The following is a 20,050-nucleotide window of genomic DNA, read 5'->3' as shown; positions in this document are numbered from 1 at the left end:
CGGAAGATGGTTGACGTCGTGGCGGGGATTTGAACCCCGGAGGCTTTACGCCACATGGTTAGCAACCATGCGCCTTGGGCCGCTTGGCTACCACGACACGCTGTGTATCTCCGCCCTCACGGACTCGGGGCCGTTGCCCCTACATTGGATTGCAGACGTACCTTCCCCGTTGCCGTACTTAAACACTACGATAGAACCCGATGACAGACCGCCCGAATCGCGTGGTTTTCGGCCGTCAAACGGTCGTCGAGTGTTCACATGGATCAGCACTCATCGGCACGAAGGCCGACGGCGATGGACGCCACTATCAGTCGGATCTGTAGAACGAATCCGCGCCGTGGTCGTCCTGCCAGGCGAACGCAAACAGTCGCCGCGTTGGCAGTCTGTCGAGACGGCGACCGTCATTCGAACGGCCCGTCGCCGGATCCCACGTCGTTCCGTCGCCCACGATGCCCGAGTCGGTGGCCTCGACGGAGAATCCTGGATCGGCAAAACCGTGGATCCCGCCGTCCTCGGTAGCGATCACGAGGACGTCCTGCTCCCCGACTGTCGTTCGGACGACGCCGCCAGCCCGCGATACGCGCGGTAGCGGAACCCCGAGCGCCGCGTCGTCGAGTTCGACACCGATCACGACCGTTTTCGGCCGGATATCGTCGTCACGAGTCCACTCGCGGACGCTCTCGCCCGATCGGTGGGCCGCAAGACCGAACCCCTCTCCCGACCGGTACGCCTTGTAGGGACCCGTATCGTACTCGATCTGCGCGGGCGAGTCGTCCTCGCTTGCGGCCTCGCTGGTCCCGCCGGGTGCCTGGAGGACGACGCCGTCGGGATACGACTGCTGGAACGCTCCCCACGTGAGCATCGCCGCGGGCCGGACGGAGAGCGAATCGCCCTCGAACCGGCCCGCGAGACACGTCCCGCTCGATTGTTTCCACTCGCTTTCCGTTTCGCGGTCGTACATGACGAGGTCGTCGTCGGCAAGCTTTCCGGAGACGCCGAACTCCAGTGTCCGCCCCTCGTGGCGACGGTCGTAGACGACGGCGCTCCCACAGAGCGGACACCAGGTAACGGCGATCGGTTCTGCTCCGGCGTCGAGCACGTCGTTGACGATTTCGTGGTACGCGAGATACCGTATCGGGTACGCACGCGGGGGTTGCCCGGAGTCGACGACGACGACTCGGTCGTCCCCATCGCCCTCGTAGCGCTCGCCGAACTCGGGGTCGTCGACGCTCGGAATCGCATCGCGTGGAATGACTCGACGAACGTTCACACGCGGTCGTTGACGCCGACAGCTAATAGCTCCCCCGCCGAACCGATCACAGCGGCGCGTCCGACGTGTCCGGTCGCTCGTCGCTCAGTCTCGCCACGACGGCCTCGATGCGGTTATCGACTGCAAGTGGGCCACTGCCGCCGATCAGGAGGACCGACGCCATCCCGAACAGCGCGACGTGGGCCAGCACCGGATCGTCGGGCAGGGCAAACAACGTCAGCGCGAACATCGTGATGGCCGTGGCCGCGCTCGCACGGGTAAAGAGGCCCACGATGAGGGCAATGCCGAGGGCGGTCTCAGTGAGGCCGGCACCCAGCACCCATAGCTCCGCAGGCACCGGGATGACTGCGGTGAGGTCGTAGTGTGAAACGACTTCCAGCCCGATACCGGGACGAAGGAGCTTCTGGCTCGCGCCGAGATAGATGAACGTGATGCCGAGGCCGACCCGGGCAACCGTCGGGAAGAACCGCTCGTAGGGACGGATCCAAGCCTGTCCGCGCTGGACGACATCGTGGACGACGTCGAAGCGACCGTACACCGTGCCCGGCGTCCCGGCGAGACGCTGGAGGACGTGATCCCCGCTCGGCTTCCCGCTTCCGACGAGAGCCAGCGTCGCCATCCCGCCGGCGATCTCCAGTTGGAGCAACAGATCCGGGTAGATCACTGCCGCCACGACGTAGACGACGAACCCGGCCACTGCGACGACCCGTGTTGCGATGCCGAACAGCAACAGGAACCCGAGCGCGACCTGTAAGAGACGCATCTCGATTTCGACCGAGGGCGTGATGAAGTAGCCGGCGAAGCCGGCACCGATCAGCGGAATACCGAAGGAGATCCGCAGGAGCCACGGGACGTACTCGGTGTACTCCGCCATCGCGGCGCGAAACGTCGTGATGTCCTGACGGAGCGGCTGGAAATAGAGATAGGCGAGGACGACCCCGAGAACGGCGACGGCACCGGCGACGAGCAGTCCCACTACGACCGGGTCCGACAGCGCATTCCCGAAGAACTCGGCGGGGGTGACGGCCTGTTCGTCCTCGACGACGTACTCCTCGTGAGCGCTCGCCGTCCCCACGAACGAGAGGAGTACAAAGAGCGCCCCGAAAAACGCCGCCGGAGCGCGCGACAATCTGTGACGGCCCGAATCTGACATACCCATCGTAAGGGCCGCAGTCAACAAAAGGTGTTGTTGTTGGCACAGAGCCATGACCAGCGCCACCATTTCACACGTCGAAGACAACGTAAGCGTACCACTCCCCGTCGCGGCGTTCGAGGGCCATCTCCGAGTAGGTGACGGCTTTGACTTCCCGTGCCGTCACGTCTGCGAGCGGCACGCCGCGGGCCGTGGCGTCAACGGTCCACTCGCCGTCGTCCTCGACGACAGTCGCCTCGTTGTCGACCGGGAGAACCGACCGGACGTCCCGTTCGTAGATGAGTTCGTCGAGATACTCGAACAGGACGGCTTCACGGCTTTCGGCGGTAACCGATAGCTCGAACCGCTCGCCCGTCTCGGGGACATCCTCGCACATCGCGGCGGCCAGCCCATCGGCGACGGCGCCTGCAACGGCCGAAAACGTCTCGCCAGTCGCTTCGACGGCGATGTCAGCAGTATGTTCTCGTAGTTCGTAGCTCACGGTCGAACTGACGAGCGGAGCGACCGTGAATAGCCCGGTTTCGGACCGTCCCAGGAGCGAGAACGACGGCGACCTGCCGGTGGAATTATATTCACGTCGCCGTTACGTACCCACAGTGAGCGTTAACGTCGATTCACGCGTCGTCGCGCCCGGCGACGATGACTACCTGGGCGATGCCTGGGAACTCAAAGAGCAGATCCGCCGCTCGGAGGGCGTCCTCAAGCAGCGGCGCGGCTTCTTTACGGATGCGTACCGCCGATCGACCGTCCACCTGTTCCTCGACGGCGACGACCTCGTCGGTTTCGCGACGGTCCGACGTGACGGCTACATCCTGTTTCTGGCAGTTGCACCGGAGTTCCGCGGCGAAGGGTTCGGCGAACGACTCGTTGCTCGCGTCGCCGACGAGCACGGCTCCGTAACCTGTCATGCACGCGCGACAAACGAGAACGCATTGCAGTTCTACGAATCGCTAGGCTTCGAGATCAAACGGCGCATCGAGAACTACTACGAGGACGGCGGCGATGCCTACTATCTCAAACTCGGCGAGGACGAGAGCATCACGAAACGGTTGAGCGAACTGGTCAGGCGACGCTAAAATGACCGCGCCGTCGCAAACACTCGGCGCATCCGTCGTGCTCGCGTTCGGCCTCGCGCTCGCGGCAGTCATCTATCTCGATAAGCCGGGCGGCCGGTGGGGGCGGGCGGTTCGTTCCCGACTGCTACTGGGCGTCCCGTGGGGATCGGTCGTGTCTGTGCTGTTCGTTCTCGCGGTCTATCTGTTCCTGCAGGAGGGGCTGTTGAACTGGTCGGACCCGGTGGTACTCCCCTATCGGTCGTGGTCGTATCTCTATCCGACCGGCTGGCTCACCTCGGGCTTTGCCCACGCCAACCCCGGCCACATCCTCGGAAACCTGACGAGCGCTATCGTGCTGGCACCGATCGCCGAGTACGCATGGGGTCATCTGCCGAGCGAACGCGGTTCGCAGTCGTTCGCATCGTGGCGAACGAACCCGTGGATTCGGGCGTTCGTCGTCTTCCCGACCGCCGTACTGCTCGTGGGGGTGGCGACCAGCCTGTTCGCGCTCGGACCCGTAATCGGCTTTTCCGGCGTCGTCTTCGCCTTTGCCGGCTTCGCAATCGTCCACTATCCCGTCGTGACGGTCGTGGGACTGCTGATCTCGCGGGTGGTCAGCACCACGCTCCAGAGCCTGCTCGATCCCGTCCTCGTGGCGACGACCTCGGCGAGTGCCCCATCCGCGCCGTCGTGGGCGTCGATTGCGGTACAGGGACACGCGCTGGGCTTTCTCGTCGGTGTCGTCCTCGGTCTCGCCGTCCTCCGGCGGCGCGCACGGCGGCCGAGCGCCGCCCGTCTCCTCGGGGCAACGCTGGTCTTCGGCGTCGTGCAGGGACTCTATCTCGTCTACTGGTTCCGCGGCGGCGGCGAGTATGTGCTCTTTCGCGGGCCCGGTCTCGTACTCGTGGTTCTGCTCGCCGTGCTCGTCACGCTGGCTGCGACCACCTCGGACAGAACGGTGGTCCGCTCGACCACGCGCCGTGGCGTCGCCATCACGATGCTGATACTTGGCCTCGCCGCACTCGGCGGGGTAGCTATCGTCCCGAACCTTTACACCGTAGACGATACCTCGATCGACGAGGACGCAGTGACCGTCGAGGACTACCAGATCACCTACGACGAGGGCGTCCGCAACGAGATGGTGTTCGCCTACGATATCGAACTGTTCGGCGAGAGCACCTCCATCGACACCAGCGGGGTGATTGTCACTAGTGAACAGCGGGACATCTGGATGACCCACACCTCGAAGGAGAGACTGGCGTTCCGCGGTTCGACGACGGTCAAGGTGGGTGGCCCAGGCTGGAGCGAGACCGTCCGCGTGGTTCGTGAAGGATGGACGCCGACCGGGAAAGAGACGGTCTATCAGGTGTTCGTCGACGGGAAGGAGCGACCGGTGTTCGTCTCCGATCTCCAGACTGCGACACCGCGGATCGACGGGCGTTCCGTCATGATCATCCCCGAGAACGGCCAGTTCATCCTTGCCGTCGACGACGGGAACGGTCGCCTCGATCGGACGCCCCTGCCCACAGCAGACGAACCGGTCGAGGCTGGTGGGCTTACCTTCGAGCGCGAACAGACTGACGGGAAGACGGTGATCATGGCCGAGCGCGGTGAGACGAGCGTCCAGATTGCGCGCGCGGAAGGTCGTGGGTTCTAGCGGTCCCACTCGATACGGAACACTTCGGCGTCAACGACGCGTCGGTTCTCGCTGTGGAACTCGAACTGGCGATCCAGATCCAGTTCGGCACGGAACGCTCGCGTGACCTCGCCACCGTTATCGCCGGCGAACGCGTCGACAAACGCCTGACTGTCCGAATTGTGGATCGAGTAGGAGACGGAGGCGACCTCGGAGGCAGTTTTGAGAAACGCCCGGTCGGCGTGTGCGTTCCCGTCCTGCGCGCCGAACGGGGGGTTCATCAGAACGACGGCGTCGTCGATACAGAGCGGTGCGCGCGTCGCATCGGCGTGGATCCAGCCGATATCGGTCGTCGTCCCAACCCGGCGCTCGTTCCTGCGTGCCGTCTGCAAGGCTCCACGGTCGATGTCGATACCGATCGCTCGCTCCGGTCCACGCAGCGCCGCTCCCAGCGCAAGCATCCCGGTCCCGGCACCGAGATCCAGCACGGTTCGACCGTCGATGTCGCCCTGCAGATCCGCGACGTGGACCAGATGGGCCGCCAGATCCGGCGGCGTCCGGTACTGCTCCAGTTCGACCGTCGGATCGTCGAACCCACCCACAACGCCGAGTTGCTGGGCGAGTTGTCGTTTCGTACTCATCGGTCGCTGGCCCCTGTCGGGATCCGTATCACCGCAGTCGTCCGACCTTCCCTGGCGCATCCGATCGTCGGCATCGACGTCTGGTACATCTCAGAGACTAATACACAGTATGAATACAAAAGCGTGATGGATGCGTATGAGTTATATATCTGGGCACGGCGATACGTGGCCCGCCGGGATTGTGCTCTCCGCATCGTTCGCGGAAAATAGTTAAGTCGGTGCCCTTCGTCGGCATCGATATGGACTGCCCACGCTGTTCGGAGCCGTTACAGACCTACACACTGGAGGGTCATCAGGCGGAGGTCTGTGAATCCTGTGGCTACGCCGGAGTCGCGGTGGAGCACGCCAGCGAGCGCGAGGAGTTCGAGTCCTGGCAGGACGCGCTCAGTCGCTTCCGCGAGAAGTAGCCTCGCAGTTGGAGCGGCAGGGGCGATGCGGTCAATCAGATACCCAATACCGACAGCCAGCGCCACGGCGTCACACAAAAAATCGAACGAGGTTCGGGCTGCGTTACTCGTCGGCGGCCGGGGCTTCTTCCTCTTCGGCACCGCCTGCCGGCGCTTCTTCGTCGGAGCGTGCGGCCACGAGGCCACCACGTGCAACGCTGTACAGGGGTTCGTTGGCGTGGCTGACGCCGCTGATCGAGAACGGAATGTTGGCGTCCTGCAGATGGTCGCGGAACAGATCCTCGAAGCCGTCGGGGCTGGAGGTACCGCCAGTGACGACGACCGGCACGTCCAGGCCCTCCTCGACGTCTTCGTCGTCGACTTCCTTGACGATCAGGTCGATGACGTAGTCGAGCAGGTTCTCGTAGTAAATCGACAGCGCGCCCTCGACGCCACCGACGTCGGTCTGGAAGTCGAGTTCGAAGTCGTCTTCCTTGATAGAGGTGACCTTGTCGACCGGCGTGCCAGTTGCCTGTGCAGCCTGCTCGTCCACCCAGTCGCCACCACGGGCGACCGAGAACTTCATGACCGGCACCGCGTAGTACGCCAGACAGACGTTGGTCATCCCGGCACCGAAGCTGATACCCAGCCCGGTGAAGTCGTTGTCGGCCAACTCGCTATAGATGACCGACATCCCCTCGTTGATGGGCTCGGCGTCATAGCCCATGTCGTTGATGAAGGATTCGAGGGTCTTCTGGTGATACAGGGTCGAGATGCTCGAGTCGATCGGATCGGCCGGGGAGGAGAAGTACAGTTTCTCGCCGGGGTGGTTCGGCTCGCCAACCACCTGCTCGATGATGAGCTTCATCATCGGGATTGCGGACTTCTCGTCCGAAGAGAGGATACCGTGCTGCATAGGACGTCGAGTCTCGCGGTTGAAGATGTTCGCAAAGTTGAGTGCGTCATCGCCGACCACGTAGACCTTGTCGTCCTTGCGGATGTGGAGCACTTCGCTTCGAGAGAGCATCTGCTCCGCCATGTCGGAGTAATCGATCTCTACGAAGGAGTTGCGCTGTTGCACGAAGACGGTGTCGTTACCATCCTGCTGTGCCGACAGGATGTTCATTGTGCCGACGTCTAGGCCTTTCGCCATAGTCGATACAAGCTTTCCCCCGTACAATAAAACTATGTGAAATATTTACAGAACTTCCCGGCAAGTAAGTATATCAATACCGAGGAGACATTGATTAGTTCCGACCCAGCAGTCCACGGACCCGGTCGACGAGACCGATGTCGGCTATAACGGCGTCGTTCTCCTCGGTGGCTTCCTCCTCCTGTTTCCGTTGCCGCAGTTCGTTGAGTTTCGAGGTCTGGTCGTCGACCGTCGACGACGACGTGGCCGTCTTCGTGTCGCCACCCTTGAGCGCTTTGAGCCCACTCACCTGCGTGTCGACGCCGCCAGTCTGGCGCGTCGTCTCGGCCTCCACATCGACGTTGGCCGCCTCGAACGAGTCCGACGCACTGAACGAGAGTCGCTTCGACTCCTGTTTCTCGACGCCACCCCAGGACATCTCGACGCCCTCCATCGCCGACTCGATGTCCTGTTCGATATCTTCTTCACTGATCGATTCTTCGACCTCGTCCGCCTCGACAGCCTCTATCTCGGAGGGATGGGGTTTTGCGCGTTCGAGTTGGTGGGCCACCAGTGCGGCGCCGGTGGCCGCAGCGACGATAGCGAGTCCGACCCCGTACGTCCCGAGGATCGTGAGCATCGTCGAGGCTCCGAACTCGGCCCACTGGCTGGGGTAGTACCAGGAGAACGCAACGGTGGCACCGATCGTCACTACGACGCCAGCCGCTGACGCGAGCACTGCCTTCTGTTCGACCGGCAACAGTACGTCGACGCCTAGCAACAGGAGCGGTAACGACAGCAGTGCGGCGACGAAGGCGGCGTTCGCAAAGACGAAGTACGACCCCTCGCGATACCCGAACGCCGTGACACCGCCGATGAAAGTAACCGCTGCGATCACCGCAAGCGCTACCCCGATAAAAAAGAGCCCGAAGCCAAGGTAAACGTCCGTCTGTGCGTCCGGTTCGCCGATATACTGTTCGTACAGATCGAACAGTTTGTTGTCGGGTAAGGTGTCGGAACCGTCCTCAGTCATTGGCATCGTCTTTTTACCGCATACTCATGATTGTTCCCCTTATTATTTCGTATCTGACGAGTATCGATTGAGAACTCGTTGCGGGCCTGCGGCTGTTCGAATCGGGAAACTCGCCATGATCGGAGTCGAAAAGAGCGCGACAGTCGAAGGATCGCGTGCCGCATCGAATTCGGTTGCCGGGTCGACGACCGTTCGGCTGCCGTTCGTCGCTACCAGGTGCCGTGGAAGGTGTCGAAGCTCAGTTCGTCGAGCGGTTTGTTGCCGACGGCGATCTGGTACTCGCCAGGCGTGAGCATCGGCTTGTGGAACTGCGGGCCGTCGTCGGTCGTGATTCGCGGACAGCCAGTGTTGACGTAGGCGTCGAAGCCGAAGTTCCGCAGGCGATCAGGCGTTACCTCGTCCATCGTGATCAGATAGGCGTTGTCGTTGTCTTCGAGGACCGCCTCTGCCTGATCCATCCGACCCTGACCGATCTTGGTACAGAAGATGACGCCGAACGTCTCGGCATCCATCGCCTTGTGGACGGTGGCGTAGCGCTGTTTCATGAACTTCTCGGTGTCTGCGATGGTCACGACGTTGTTGACCGGATCCGCGATAATGACGTTCTTGTCGGGGTGTTCCATCGCCAGTCCGAGGGGGTGGAACTTCCCGCCGCCGACGTAGAGGATCTGGTCGGCGTCGACGTCGGCCGAAGCGTAGTTACAGCCGAGCACCTGCCCCTCGTGGGTAAGCCGGTCGTCGCCGCGGCGGGTATGGACGTTGTAGCCGCGGTCTTCGAGCCACTCGGACATCTCCGAGAAGCGGTTCATATGCTGGGCGGTCGTCACGAGCCCCACGTCGGGGTCGTCGTCCGGGTCGGTGAGTTCCGCCTTGGCCTCCTCCATGATCGGCATGACATCGACGTTCGAGAAGAGTGGGACGTAGATGATCTTGTCCGACTCCTTCATCGGGCTATGCCCGAAGTGGACGAACACGTCGGTCCGGCGCATCATGAAGGTATCCAAGTCGCAGGCGCCGTAGCAGGGCTGGCCCGAGAGCAGGATCATCACGTCGTCGTCGAGGATTTGGCGCAGGTCGTCGGCGACGTCCGGGCCGCGACGTTTGAGACCCTCGGGGAACTGCAGGCCGACTTTCTTTGCGTCGCGTTCTTCGACTGCCTCGACGATCCGGTCGAGTTCGTAATCCCATTCTCGGTCGTGCTTGAGAGACATACCGGTGTTCCGGAGGTCTCCGTCGCTGTACTCCGTCTCCTCGCTCATTGTCCTGATTAGCGGTCCGCAACGTATAACCTCGGCGTTTGCCGAAGAGATGTGGTACTACTTCACATCTCTGATTGGCCGATCACGGGTTTCAAGCCGTTCGCCTGCCTGGATATAGCCATGTCAGAGACACCGACATTGCCGCTCGAACATCGGACGATCGAGGCCGAGGGCGATGGCCCGTCCCCCGCCGTCGTCATACTCCACGGTCGCGGTGCCGACGAGACGGATCTCCTGCCGATAGCGCAGCAGTTCCCCGACGAGCTGTTCGTCCTCAGCCTGCGCGCGCCTGACACGCTACAGGGCGGCTACACCTGGTACGACCTCGACCTCTCGGGGGGCGGGCTTCACGAGAGCGAGCCCCATCCCGAGCAGTTCCGCCGGAGCCTCGATCTGGTCGACGAGTCGATCGAGGCCGCCATCGAGCGCTACGACCTCGATGCCGACCGGATCGGCCTGCTCGGCTTCAGTCAGGGCGGCATCACCGCTCTCTCGCTCCTGCTCGAGGACCCCGACCGGATCGACTGGGTCGCCGCGCTGCACTGTTATCTCCCCGAATCACACGCCGATCTGGCCCCCGACGGCATCGAGGACAAGCCAGTCTTCATCGCGGGCGGCAGTCGGGACCAGATCATCCCGCCGGGACGGACCGACAGCGCGGCCGTCCGCCTGAGCGAACTCGACGCAGCGGTCACCGCCCGGACCTACGAAATGAGCCACGGGATCGGCCCGGACGAGCATGCCGATCTGCTGGAGTGGGTCGACGAACAGGTCTAGAGCAAGCCGCCGTCTTCGTCCTCGCCGTCGTCGGTCGTATCGCCCCCATCATCTCCGTCATTGCTCGTGCTGTCTGCGCCCTCGTCACCGCTATCGGCGTGCTCTACGACGCCGCTCATCAGCGCCTCGACGTTTCCTTCCTCTTCGCTCCGGACCAGTTCCGGGTAGACGCCGATGGTTACGAGCAGGTCGTCGTCGGTCTCGACGGCCTTGCTGACGTGAAGATAGACCTCGACGTCCTCGCCGTCGAACTGCGCGCTAGCGCTGAACCGCGAGACGGTCGTCGACTGATCGAGGATGCTTGCCGTCCCGTCCTCCTCGTGTTGGATGTCGTCGATACCGTCGTAGTTGTCGTCAACCAGATCGATGAGTTCGCGCGTCGACATGTCCTCGACGGGGTTGAACTGGTAGTTCGGGATGCCGATCTGAGGCGTCGACAGGATCATGAATACCGCCCCGCGTTGCTCGCCGAGCGGTCCCATGTCGACCGACCTCTCGTGTTTGGTCATGTAGTTCGCGACCCGAACCGACTCCGTGGCCGGGCCGAGGCCGACCGATTCCTCGACCGGGAGTTCCTCGATACCGACCTGTTCGTAGCCGGTCTCCTCGCGGGTCTCGGCGTCGACGCCACCCGGGGTCGCTTCGTGTTCGTCGAGTCCGGCCAGTCCGAGACAGCCAGAAATGGATGCGAGGCCGAACGCACCCGCTCCAGCGAGAAAGTGTCGTCTGTTCATCTGGCAAACAATTACTAGCCGGTTTGTAAGTGTTTTTTGGCCCGGATGCGCTGTTACAGTTCCACGAACGGCTCGATATCGGCTTCCTTGTCGACAGCGTAGACCGTCCACTTCTCGTCTTTTGCACCACCCATTCCCGGCGAACCGGCGGGCATCCCTGGCAGCGCGATACCTGCGATGTCGGGGGAATCGTCGAGCAGCGTCGCTATCGTCTCAACCGGAACGTGTCCCTCGACGAAGTACGACCCGACTTCGACGGTGTGACAGCTCTGCAGGTCCCCGGGGATGCCGAGATCGGTTTTTACCGTCCCGATGTCCTCCCGCACCGAGGACGATAGCGACCCGTCAAGATGCTCGTCGAGATATTCCCCGTAGGCGCCACAGCAGTCACAGTTCGGGCTGTTGTACTGGTGTGCGGTAGCCGAAAGCGTTCCCGAGTAGGACCACTCGTCCGTGCTGTCGCCGCCCAGACAGCCTGCTACTGAAACGGCGGCGACCGAGGACCCCGCAGCGAGCAGCGATCGGCGGGAGACACGATCGCTCATCGAACTACCCCTGCAAGGGCGCGGAACGGTTTCGTTACCGCGAGGTGGTAGTCCTCGTGGGGGTCGTAGCCGCGGAAGGCGAGGCTGTTACCCATCACCGAGAGGCTGGAACCGGTCATCGCTAGCCCGGCGAGCGCGGGGTTGAGCAGGCCCAGCGAGGCGATCGGGACGAGCGTAACGTTGTACGCGAACGCCCAGAAAAGGTTCTGCCAGACCTTCGCGATCGTCGCCTCGGAGATCCGGATCGCCTTGAGCACGTCGGCAGGGTCGTCGCGCATCAGCGTGACATCCGCACTCTCGATGGCGACGTCCGTCCCGCTACCGATGGCGATACCGACGTGGGCGGTCGTCAGCGCCGGCGCGTCGTTGACGCCGTCACCGACCATGATCGCGCGGCGGCCACCCTCCTGAATCCGATCGACTGTGTCCGCTTTCTCGTCGGGAAGCACCTCCGAGTAGACGTCGACGGCGTCGATCCCGAGTTCCTCGGCGACGGCGTGGGCCGTCCGGTCGTTGTCGCCGGTGAGCATGATCGGGTCGATACCGCGCTCCTGTAGCGCGGCGACGGTCTCTTTTGCGCTCTCGCGGACGGTGTCGGCGGTGGCGACCACGCCGATCAGTCGGCCGTCGAGGGCGACCAGCATCGCGGTCTTGCCATCGCGTTCGAGGCGCTCCATCGTCTCCACGGCAGGGTCGGGATCGATCCCGTTGTCCCGCATGAGTTTGCGGTTGCCGACCAGCGCCTCGCCGCGGGCCGTCTCGGCGCGGACGCCGTGGCCGGGGACGTTCTCGAACTCGGTCGCGTCTTCGATATCGATACCGCGCTCTTTCGCACCCTCGACGATAGCCTGTGCCAGCGGGTGTTCGGAGTCGGATTCGACGCTTGCGGCGACGGAGAGCACGTCGTCCTCGCTGAACTCCCGCTCCTCGGTCACGACCGCGCCGCCGTCAGGGAGCTCTTCACCGCCATCGGCGGCAACGCCGCCCGTCGCCGCGCCGTCACCCACGGGGACCACGTCGGTCAGCACCATGTCGCCGTGGGTGAGCGTCCCCGTCTTGTCGAAGACGACGACGTCGATGTCCCGGACCTGTTCGAGGATGTCAGCACCCTTGAACAGGACGCCGTTGGTCGCGCTGATCGTCGACCCGACCATCGTCGCGGCGGGCGTCGCCAGCCCCAGCGCACAGGGACAGGCGATCAGCAACGCGCTCGCGAGGACGACCATCGAGAACTCCAGCGTGGAGACGCCGCCCGCGACCGGGCCTCCCCCGACCGGTTCGAGGTACGGAAGGACGCCGCCGAGCCACGAGGAGGCGGTGTACAGCAGATCGGGTGCGAGCGCCCAGACGACCGCCCAGAAGACGGCATTGATAATGACTGCGGGGACGAAGTAGGCCGAGACCGTGTCGACCAGCCGCTGGACGTCGGGCTGGCGGGCCTGGGCCTCCTTGACGCGCTGGACGATCTGCTGGATCGCTGTGTCCTTGCCGACTTTGGTCGCCTCGATCAGGAGGACGCCGTTCTCGTTGATCGTCGACCCGACGACTTCGTCGCCCTCGCCCTTCTCGACGGGGACCGACTCGCCGGTAACCATCGACTCGTCGACCGCGCTCTGACCGTCGACGACCACGCCATCAGTAGGGATCTGCTCGCCGGGCCGGACCTTCATCACGTCGCCGACCTCGATCTCTTCGACCGGGACCGTCCGCTCCTCATCATCCACTACCAGCGTCGCCTCGTCGGCCTCCATCTCCAGTAACGTCTTGAGGGCGTCGCTCGCCCGGGCTTTCGACCGCGCTTCGAGCCAGTTGCCGAGCGTGATGAACCAGAGGATCACCGCGACGGCCTCGAAGTAGAGGCCGCCGGGGATCAGTCCGGCCACGACGGCAGTCGAGTAGACGTAGCCCGTCGACGAACCGACTGCGACCAGCGTGTCCATGTTCGCGCGACCGGTGTTCACCGCGGCTTCGTACGCGCCGACGATGAACTCCTTGCCGAGCGTCGCCATCAGAAGCGTCGCGAGCAGGAACTCGACCCACCCCGGCGCGACGAGTACCTCCGGCAGGACGCCCGGGAGGAACATCTCGATCATCACGCCGAGGAAGGGGAGCGCGAGGATACCGCCGCCGATCACCAGCCTGCGCTGTTTGTTCAGTTCGCGCTCGACGGCGCTCTCGCGTTCCTCGCCGAGGTCGGCCCCCTCCTCACTGCTGGGGCGGTCCGGATCGTAGCCCGCATCCTCGATTGCGTCGTAGACGTCCTCCAGCGAGACGTCGATGGGGTTGTAGACGACCTGTGCCTCGTCGGTCGCGAAGTTGACGTTCGCCTCGATCACGCCGGGGACATCCTCGATGGCCTGGCGGTTGGACTCCGCGCAGGTCGAACAGGACATACCGGCGATACCGACCGTTGTCGAGGCTTTCTCCGGCTCGTAGCCGCCGTCCTCGATCGCCTCGTAGATCGCCCCCAGCGAAACGACCGCGGGGTCGTACGTAACGGTTCCATCGTCGGTTGCGAAGTTCGCGCTGACCGATTCGACGCCCTCCAGGGCGCCGACGGCCTCCTCGACCGACGAGGAACACGTCGAACACGACATCCCGGCAACCTCGACGTGGGCAGTTTCCGTACTCATAGCTATCACTAACTACGGGTTCCATATTCAAGCGGGTTGTCCCTAACGAGTCGCTAGTTTGCGCGCACCCGATCCTAACGAACCACGAGTCAGTCGCCGAGTCCGTCGTTCAGTTCGTCATAGCGCTCCAGAAACAGCGACTCACAGGAGTGACAGCAGAGCACGTATCGGTGCCCGTCACGTTCGATGGTGACCCCTTCTCCCTCGACGGTTTTTCCACATTCGACGCAGTCGACGGCGAACTCGCCGCCACGCAGTTCGGGGTTCCACGCCGACTCGACGACGCCTTCGACGCTGTACTCGATGATCTCGCGATCGGCCAGCAGGTCGCTCAGGAGGGGCCTGAGTTCGTCTTCGGCCAGATGTGTCTGTGCGACGACCCGCCCGCTCTCGGTCCGGATGACGTGCTCGACGCCGTCGACGGCGTCTAGATCGGCGGCGACGCCGGTCGCCTCGCCCGGCCCGACTTGGACGTCGACCAGTCGCGCCGCGCTGTTGGCGAACATCGACTGGTCGACGGCGACGGTGAAGCGTTCGAGGACGCCGAGCTCTCGCAGGCGCTCGACCCGGTCGGAGACGCTCGGCGCGGTCAGATCGACCTCCTCGCCGATCTCGCGGTACGAACGGCTGGCGTCCTCGATCAGCAGACGGAGGATCTCGGCATCAGTATCGTCCAGTGGCACGAGCGAGGGTAGGGACTGGGGGTACAAAGGATGTGCCTTACACGAACACCACGACGGCGAGCATACACAGGAACGCCAGTGTCAGCAACGCCGCACCGGCGGTCGGCAGCACCGAGTGGTACAGCATCGCACCGCCGATGATCAGCAACGTCATGCCGAGGACGGACAGTCCGAGCCCTCGACCGTCGGTGAACTGCTGGGTTTCGGTCACGTTACGCACCCCGGTTGGTCGGTCGACTGTTCCGCGCCGGTACCTCCAAGTCCGAACGGTGAGGTCGTGATCTCATAGTGGTAGCGTCCGTTTGTTCGCGGGCCGACCCGTGATGTTGCATGCAAACACACATCACGATAAGTCGTATCAGATGTTGTAGTTTACCCTAATATAGTTATTGGATAATCACAGATCGGTTCGAGCGGCGACCGAAACACACTGAACCGCCGAGTCCTGACAGCCAGTATGGCCGATTCGACGCCGACACTCGAACTGTACAACCTCCAGGGCTGTCCGTACTGTGCGAAGGTGCGCCGGGCGCTGGATGACCTCGATCTGGCGTACGAGACCAACGACGTCCCCGGCTCCCGGTCCAAGCGGGAGGCCGTCCACGAGGCGAGCGGCCAGTACGGCGTCCCGGTGCTGGTCGACCGATCCAAGGGGATCGAGGGGATGCCCGAAAGCGACGACATCGTCGAATATCTATACGCGGAGTACGGCGACGGCGAGAGCCCGCCCCCGTCGGGCATCGTCGGTCGGGTGCTCTCGGCACTGTTCTGAACCGCGGACCCTAACTATAACTTTCGAAGTGATACACTTCGAAAAGACAAGTAACAGAAGAGCACGTCGGAGTGGCGTTCAGTCTCGGCTCAGGACTGCCGGTAGATCAGGTTCCGCTGGATCTCGTTTGCGCCCTCGTAGATGACCGGGACGCGCACGTCGCGGTAGACACGCGCAATCCGGCGATCCGTGAGCACCGACCGGCCGCCGTGGAACTGCATCCCCTGCTCGGCGCAGTCGGTCGCCGTCTCCGTGGCTTTCGTCTTTGCCATCGCGGCCCAGAGGCCGGGGTCCTCGCCCTGTTCGACCTTCTCGGCGGCGCGCCAGGTGAGTGCGCGAGCGCTCTCGAACTCGAGGCGCATGTCGGCGACGCCGTGCTGGACCGCCTGGAACTCGTTGATCGTACGGCCGAACTCCTCGCGGCCGTGGATGAAGTCCCACGTCTCCTCGATGGCCGCGGCGGCGAGGCCGAGACCGTGGCCCGCGACGACGACTCGCCCGTGGTTGAAAAACTCCGCGAGCATCCAGAAGCCCGCCCCCTCCGTCCCGACGAGGTTCTCCTCGGGAATACGGAAGTCGTCGAAGACGATGTGGGCCTGCTTGGAGGCACGAAAGCCCATCTTCTCGGGGATGTGCTCGGCGTTGTACCCCTCGCCCTCGGTGGGGATAATGAACATCGAGTGGTTGCCGTAGCGGTTGTCCTCGTCGTCGTCGGTCCTGGCGTACAGCGTCAGCCAGTCGCCCTCGACGCCGTTGCCGATCCAGTACTTTTCGCCGTTGATGACGTACTCGTCGCCGTCCTTTTCGGCAGTGGTCTGCATCCCCGCGAGGTCGCTTCCCGTATCGGGTTCGGAAACCGCGAGGCCGGTGATCTGGTCACCCTGGGCAACGGGGCGGAGATACTCCTCTTTCTGGGCGTCGTTGCCGTACTCCTCGACTATCTCCGCGCCGAAGCTAGCTAGCTGGAGCGTCAGCGCGATACCGGCATCCGCCTTGTAGAACTCCTCTCCGATCGCCAGCACTTCCGTTAGTGAGAGGTCCCGACCGCCGAGGTCTTCGCCGAGGTCCTGGGCCACCAGTCCAGCCTCCTGTCCGGCCTCGAGGATATCGTGCGGGTACTCCCCCCTGCGGAAGTACTCCTCAGCGTTGGGTTCGATATACTCCTCGGCAAACTCGCGGGCTTCATGTTTGACTTCCCGGGCATGCTCGGGAACGATGGTGTCGTCGAGTAGTTCCATGGTCCCTTCGAAGGACGGGTCGGCCATATATGCACGGGAACTACTAACACGCGGGAGGCAGTTCACTCCCGACGGGTCGGGTCACCCGTGTAGGCACAAACGACAAACCGATGCCGTGCCAACTATCGGTATGGTACTGAAAGAGTCCGATCCGGAACTGGAGGACGGCGACTCGGCCCCCGACTTCGAACTCCCCGGCGTCGACGGCGAGACGTACACGCTCGATTCGTTTGCGGACAGGGAGGCGCTCCTGATCGTCTTCACCTGTAACCACTGCCCGTACGCGAAAGCGAAGTTCGACCATCTCAACGAACTCGCCGAATCGTACGACGACGCCGCAGTGGTCGGGATCAATCCCAACGATGCCGAGGAGTATCCCGAGGATTCCTTCGAGAAGATGAAAGAGTACGTCGAGGACGGGACAGTCGCCTACGACGCCTACCTCCGCGACGAGTCACAGGAAGTAGCCCAGGAGTACGGTGCCGTCTGCACGCCCGACCCGTTCCTCTTCGCGAACGAGGACGGGGAGTTCCGACTGGTCTATCAGGGCCGACTCGACGACGCGATGAACCCCGACGCGGAACCCACCGAGTTCTACGTGCAGGGGGCAATCGAGTCAATTCTGGCCGACGAACCGGTCGACCTCGAATGGCGTCGCTCGCAGGGCTGTTCGATCAAGTGGCGCGACTGATCGGGCCGTGCGGGCCAGCCGGAGATACAGAGCAAACCGGCTTAATTTAGAGTTATTTTCTATTGATCAAGTTCCGATATCGGATCAATAGATACAGTAACATATTCCGAAGAGGAGCCGCTAAAACCAACTATAGTTGTTTTGCCGGCGTTTGAACTACTTATTTTCGGCTGAAAGAATACATCATACTTCTAAACATTCAATACATTACATTATTTTTTATTAACACCTATGAGCGATATTTATAATGGTCGATCCTACAGAAAAAACGATGTCAGACTATGACAACAAGTGGCGTGACAGCGAACTCACTCGGCGTGACGTCGTGAAAGGCGTCGGAGCCGCAACGATCGGTTCGGCCGCCGCCAGCGCCGCGAGCAGCACCGCTCTCGCTGACTCCCACGCCGCCGGCGAGACGACGATGCTGCAGTACTTCCACACCGACTGGACGGAGGTCGAAGCCAGCATGGCCAACGTCGCCGACGCCGGGTTCGGCGCGATTCACGTCCCCGCCCCGCAGGAAAGTATCCTGACCAAGGACGATCAGGGGGGCAGTCATCCGGAGTACGGCGACGAGTACCCCTATCACCCGCCGCTCGGCTATCAGCCGTACGACCGGACCTCGCTCGACAGCGAGTTCGGCACCGAGGCCGAGTTCCGCTCGATGATCGACGAGGCCCACGCTCAGGGCGTCGACGTGATCGTCGACGTCGTCCTCAATCACAACGGCTACGGGCCGGAACTGGACGACTTCCCGAACCTCGACTCCCAGCATTTCTACCAGGAGGGTGGCATCGAGGGCTGGATGTACTCCTACGATCCGAACGACGACCGCTGTTACGACCCCAACGGCTGGGAGTGTGCACCCGACGAAATCGAGACCAACGACCTCGTGGGGCTTCCGTCACTCGACTGGACGACCCAGACCGTCCAGGACCTCGCCTACAACTATCTCCAACTGCTCGCCGACTGCGGTGCCGACGGCGTGCGCTGGGATGCCGCCAAACACGTCCACAACTGGGTCTTTGCCGAGCTGCTCAACCCCTGGGCCGACGAACTGGGGTTCTACACCGTCGGCGAAGTGCTCCACGACCCCATCGGCTACGTCGACGAGTACGCCCAGACCGGGATGGACGTCACCGACTACCCGCTCTTTTACACGATGAAGTACGAGGCGTTCTCCACCGACGGCGATTTCCGTGCGCTCGACGGCGCCGATGCCGGCTACGCCGCGCAGAACCCGTTCCAGTCCCTCACCCTGATCGCCAACCACGACAGCGCACCGCCCGAACTCGAACGCCTCGCACGGGCGTTCATCCTCACCTACGAGGGGTATCCGCGACTGTACAGCTATCTCATCGACTTCGACGACCCCGAACTACGGAACCTGCTGTGGATCCGCAACAACCTGCTCGGCGGGACCGCGATCACCCGCTACGTCGATCAGGAGTTCATCGTCTTCGAGCGCAAGGACAACGCCGTCGTCGCGCTCAACAGGGGCTTCAGCGAGCGGAGCGAGTGGGTCGACGTCCCGTGGACCAGCGAAGCGCTGCAGGAGTACACGGGTGCCGCTAGCGACACCGAAGCGAACAGTGACGGCTGGGCGGAGATCACCGCTCCGGCTGGCCAGTGGACCGTCTACGCCCCACAGGATGCGGCCGAAGCACCGGCCACCGACCAGATCACGCTGCAGGTCGAAGCGCCGACGGCCGACGGCGAGTCAGTCTACTTCACCGGTGGGTCCGACCAACTGACTGGCTGGGGGACCGGGGTCGAAGGGACGTCCGTCGGCAGCGGCGTCTGGGAGGTGTCGATCGACGATCCCGGCACGTTCGGCTGGAAAACCCGGCGCGGCCCCGAAGGTGGTTCGGGCGACGTCTGGGAGGCGGGCGATAATCACACCGAGGCCGACCTCGCTCCGGCGCATCAGGGCTGGGAGGACGGTTTCGATGGCAGCAGTAGCACCGAGCTCGAAGGGACGTATTCGCTCCGCGCGAGCCACAGCGGCAAGGCCCTCGACGTCGAAGGAGCGTCAACGGCCGACGGAGCAAACGTCCACCAGTGGGGCTACCTCGGCAAGGACAACCAGCACTGGACCGTCGAAGCGCTCGGCGGCGACGAGTACCGCCTGATCGCACAGCACAGCGGCAACGTACTCGCGGCCGACGGGACTGGCGACGGTGCGAACGTCCAGCAAGAGGCGTGGGCGGATACCGCGAGTCAGCGCTGGACGCTCGGCGATGTCGGAGACGGCTCTTACGTGGTCGAAAACGTCGGCAGCGGCAAGACCCTCGACGTCGAAGAAGCGTCGACCGACGACGGCGCGAACGTCCACCAGTGGGGCTACCTCGGCAAGGGCAACCAGCACTGGACGCTCGATCCGGTGTAGCCGGATAGAGCGCGGACCGGGAC

20 protein-coding genes and 1 tRNA gene are annotated in these 20,050 nt (G+C 63.3%); 7 read left to right on the top strand and 14 right to left on the bottom strand.

The features are described from left to right. Positions 1-14: 14 nt before the first annotated feature. The 4 genes from ACFQL3_RS04115 to ACFQL3_RS04100 form a co-directional block, all read right to left on the bottom strand. Positions 15-97 (bottom strand) — tRNA-Ser (locus ACFQL3_RS04115). Positions 98-307: 210 nt separating this feature from the next. Continuing rightward, positions 308-1,270: a DUF3179 domain-containing protein gene (locus ACFQL3_RS04110; RefSeq protein WP_377051663.1), complete on the bottom strand. Its 963-nt coding sequence runs from the start codon at positions 1,268-1,270 to the stop codon at positions 308-310. Positions 1,271-1,316: 46 nt separating this feature from the next. Further along, complete coding sequence (locus ACFQL3_RS04105; RefSeq protein ID WP_377051661.1) at positions 1,317-2,423, bottom strand: DoxX family protein; 1,107 nt, start codon at positions 2,421-2,423, stop codon at positions 1,317-1,319. Between the two features lie 70 nt (positions 2,424-2,493). Continuing rightward, positions 2,494-2,904 (bottom strand): archease, encoded by a 411-nt coding sequence (locus tag ACFQL3_RS04100; protein ID WP_377051659.1) that lies wholly within the window; start codon positions 2,902-2,904, stop codon positions 2,494-2,496. A gap of 115 nt (positions 2,905-3,019) precedes the next feature. Here ACFQL3_RS04100 and ACFQL3_RS04095 point away from each other — a divergent pair, with 115 nt between their 5' ends. Both ACFQL3_RS04095 and ACFQL3_RS04090 read left to right on the top strand, forming a co-directional pair. Further along, the gene (locus tag ACFQL3_RS04095) at positions 3,020-3,499 is read left to right on the top strand and encodes a GNAT family N-acetyltransferase (protein WP_377051657.1); all 480 of its coding nucleotides are present in this window, start codon (positions 3,020-3,022) and stop codon (positions 3,497-3,499) included. A 1-nt stretch (position 3,500) separates the two neighbouring features. After that, positions 3,501-5,135 (top strand): rhomboid family intramembrane serine protease, encoded by a 1,635-nt coding sequence (locus ACFQL3_RS04090; protein WP_377051655.1) that lies wholly within the window; start codon positions 3,501-3,503, stop codon positions 5,133-5,135. Here the strand turns inward: ACFQL3_RS04090 and ACFQL3_RS04085 are convergent. Then, the gene (locus tag ACFQL3_RS04085) at positions 5,132-5,755 is read right to left on the bottom strand and encodes an METTL5 family protein (RefSeq protein ID WP_377051653.1); all 624 of its coding nucleotides are present in this window, start codon (positions 5,753-5,755) and stop codon (positions 5,132-5,134) included. The two genes, ACFQL3_RS04090 and ACFQL3_RS04085, sit on opposite strands and share 4 nt — an antisense overlap. A 239-nt stretch (positions 5,756-5,994) precedes the next feature. On the opposite strand from ACFQL3_RS04085, the gene ACFQL3_RS04080 reads away from it, so the two are divergent. Next, the gene (locus ACFQL3_RS04080; RefSeq protein ID WP_377051651.1) at positions 5,995-6,162 is read left to right on the top strand and encodes a zf-TFIIB domain-containing protein; all 168 of its coding nucleotides are present in this window, start codon (positions 5,995-5,997) and stop codon (positions 6,160-6,162) included. Positions 6,163-6,265: 103 nt separating this feature from the next. On the opposite strand, the gene ACFQL3_RS04075 is transcribed toward ACFQL3_RS04080, so the two are convergent. From ACFQL3_RS04075 to dph2, 3 genes are all read right to left on the bottom strand, one after another. Next, positions 6,266-7,294, bottom strand: coding sequence for a hypothetical protein (locus ACFQL3_RS04075; protein WP_377051649.1), 1,029 nt, complete (start codon positions 7,292-7,294; stop codon positions 6,266-6,268). Positions 7,295-7,388: 94 nt separating this feature from the next. After that, the gene (locus tag ACFQL3_RS04070; RefSeq protein ID WP_377051647.1) at positions 7,389-8,306 is read right to left on the bottom strand and encodes a DUF7139 domain-containing protein; all 918 of its coding nucleotides are present in this window, start codon (positions 8,304-8,306) and stop codon (positions 7,389-7,391) included. Between the two features lie 209 nt (positions 8,307-8,515). Next, positions 8,516-9,565, bottom strand: a complete 1,050-nt coding sequence (gene dph2 / locus ACFQL3_RS04065) for a diphthamide biosynthesis enzyme Dph2 (RefSeq protein ID WP_377051645.1) — start codon at positions 9,563-9,565, stop codon at positions 8,516-8,518. Positions 9,566-9,685: 120 nt separating this feature from the next. On the opposite strand from dph2, the gene ACFQL3_RS04060 reads away from it, so the two are divergent. Beyond that, positions 9,686-10,342, top strand: coding sequence for an alpha/beta hydrolase (locus tag ACFQL3_RS04060; protein WP_377051643.1), 657 nt, complete (start codon positions 9,686-9,688; stop codon positions 10,340-10,342). Here ACFQL3_RS04060 and ACFQL3_RS04055 read toward each other — a convergent pair. From ACFQL3_RS04055 to ACFQL3_RS04035, 5 genes are all read right to left on the bottom strand, one after another. Beyond that, positions 10,339-11,076 (bottom strand): DUF6517 family protein, encoded by a 738-nt coding sequence (locus ACFQL3_RS04055; protein ID WP_377051641.1) that lies wholly within the window; start codon positions 11,074-11,076, stop codon positions 10,339-10,341. The two genes, ACFQL3_RS04060 and ACFQL3_RS04055, sit on opposite strands and share 4 nt — an antisense overlap. A 53-nt stretch (positions 11,077-11,129) precedes the next feature. After that, positions 11,130-11,621, bottom strand: a complete 492-nt coding sequence (locus ACFQL3_RS04050) for a DUF411 domain-containing protein (protein WP_377051639.1) — start codon at positions 11,619-11,621, stop codon at positions 11,130-11,132. Beyond that, the gene (locus ACFQL3_RS04045; protein WP_377051637.1) at positions 11,618-14,254 is read right to left on the bottom strand and encodes a heavy metal translocating P-type ATPase; all 2,637 of its coding nucleotides are present in this window, start codon (positions 14,252-14,254) and stop codon (positions 11,618-11,620) included. The genes ACFQL3_RS04050 and ACFQL3_RS04045 overlap by 4 nt, the downstream gene beginning before the upstream one ends. An 89-nt stretch (positions 14,255-14,343) precedes the next feature. Beyond that, the gene (locus ACFQL3_RS04040) at positions 14,344-14,937 is read right to left on the bottom strand and encodes an AsnC family transcriptional regulator (RefSeq protein ID WP_377051635.1); all 594 of its coding nucleotides are present in this window, start codon (positions 14,935-14,937) and stop codon (positions 14,344-14,346) included. A 37-nt stretch (positions 14,938-14,974) separates the two neighbouring features. Further along, positions 14,975-15,148 carry a hypothetical protein gene (locus ACFQL3_RS04035; RefSeq protein ID WP_377051633.1) on the bottom strand — a complete coding sequence of 58 codons (174 nt, stop codon included), beginning with the start codon at positions 15,146-15,148 and terminating at the stop codon, positions 14,975-14,977. A gap of 246 nt (positions 15,149-15,394) precedes the next feature. Between ACFQL3_RS04035 and ACFQL3_RS04030 the strand changes: the two genes are divergently transcribed. Further along, on the top strand, positions 15,395-15,709 hold the full coding sequence (locus ACFQL3_RS04030; protein WP_377051631.1) for a glutathione S-transferase N-terminal domain-containing protein: 315 nt from the start codon (positions 15,395-15,397) through the stop codon (positions 15,707-15,709). 89 nt (positions 15,710-15,798) lie between these two features. Here the strand turns inward: ACFQL3_RS04030 and ACFQL3_RS04025 are convergent, their stop codons facing one another. Then, on the bottom strand, positions 15,799-16,947 hold the full coding sequence (locus ACFQL3_RS04025) for an acyl-CoA dehydrogenase family protein (RefSeq protein WP_377051629.1): 1,149 nt from the start codon (positions 16,945-16,947) through the stop codon (positions 15,799-15,801). Between the two features lie 130 nt (positions 16,948-17,077). Between ACFQL3_RS04025 and ACFQL3_RS04020 the strand changes: the two genes are divergently transcribed. Continuing rightward, a complete protein-coding gene (locus ACFQL3_RS04020; protein ID WP_377051627.1) occupies positions 17,078-17,638 on the top strand; it encodes a thioredoxin family protein in 561 nt (186 codons plus the stop codon). Between the two features lie 271 nt (positions 17,639-17,909). Then, positions 17,910-20,027, top strand: a complete 2,118-nt coding sequence (locus ACFQL3_RS04015) for an alpha-amylase domain-containing protein (protein ID WP_377051625.1) — start codon at positions 17,910-17,912, stop codon at positions 20,025-20,027. Positions 20,028-20,050: the final 23 nt, after the last annotated feature.

Source organism: Natronoarchaeum sp. GCM10025321 (assembly GCF_042663585.1).
GTDB lineage: Archaea > Halobacteriota > Halobacteria > Halobacteriales > Natronoarchaeaceae > Natranaeroarchaeum.
The sequence above is the reverse complement of the archived record's forward strand: the minus strand, read 5'-3'. Positions and strand labels throughout refer to the sequence as shown.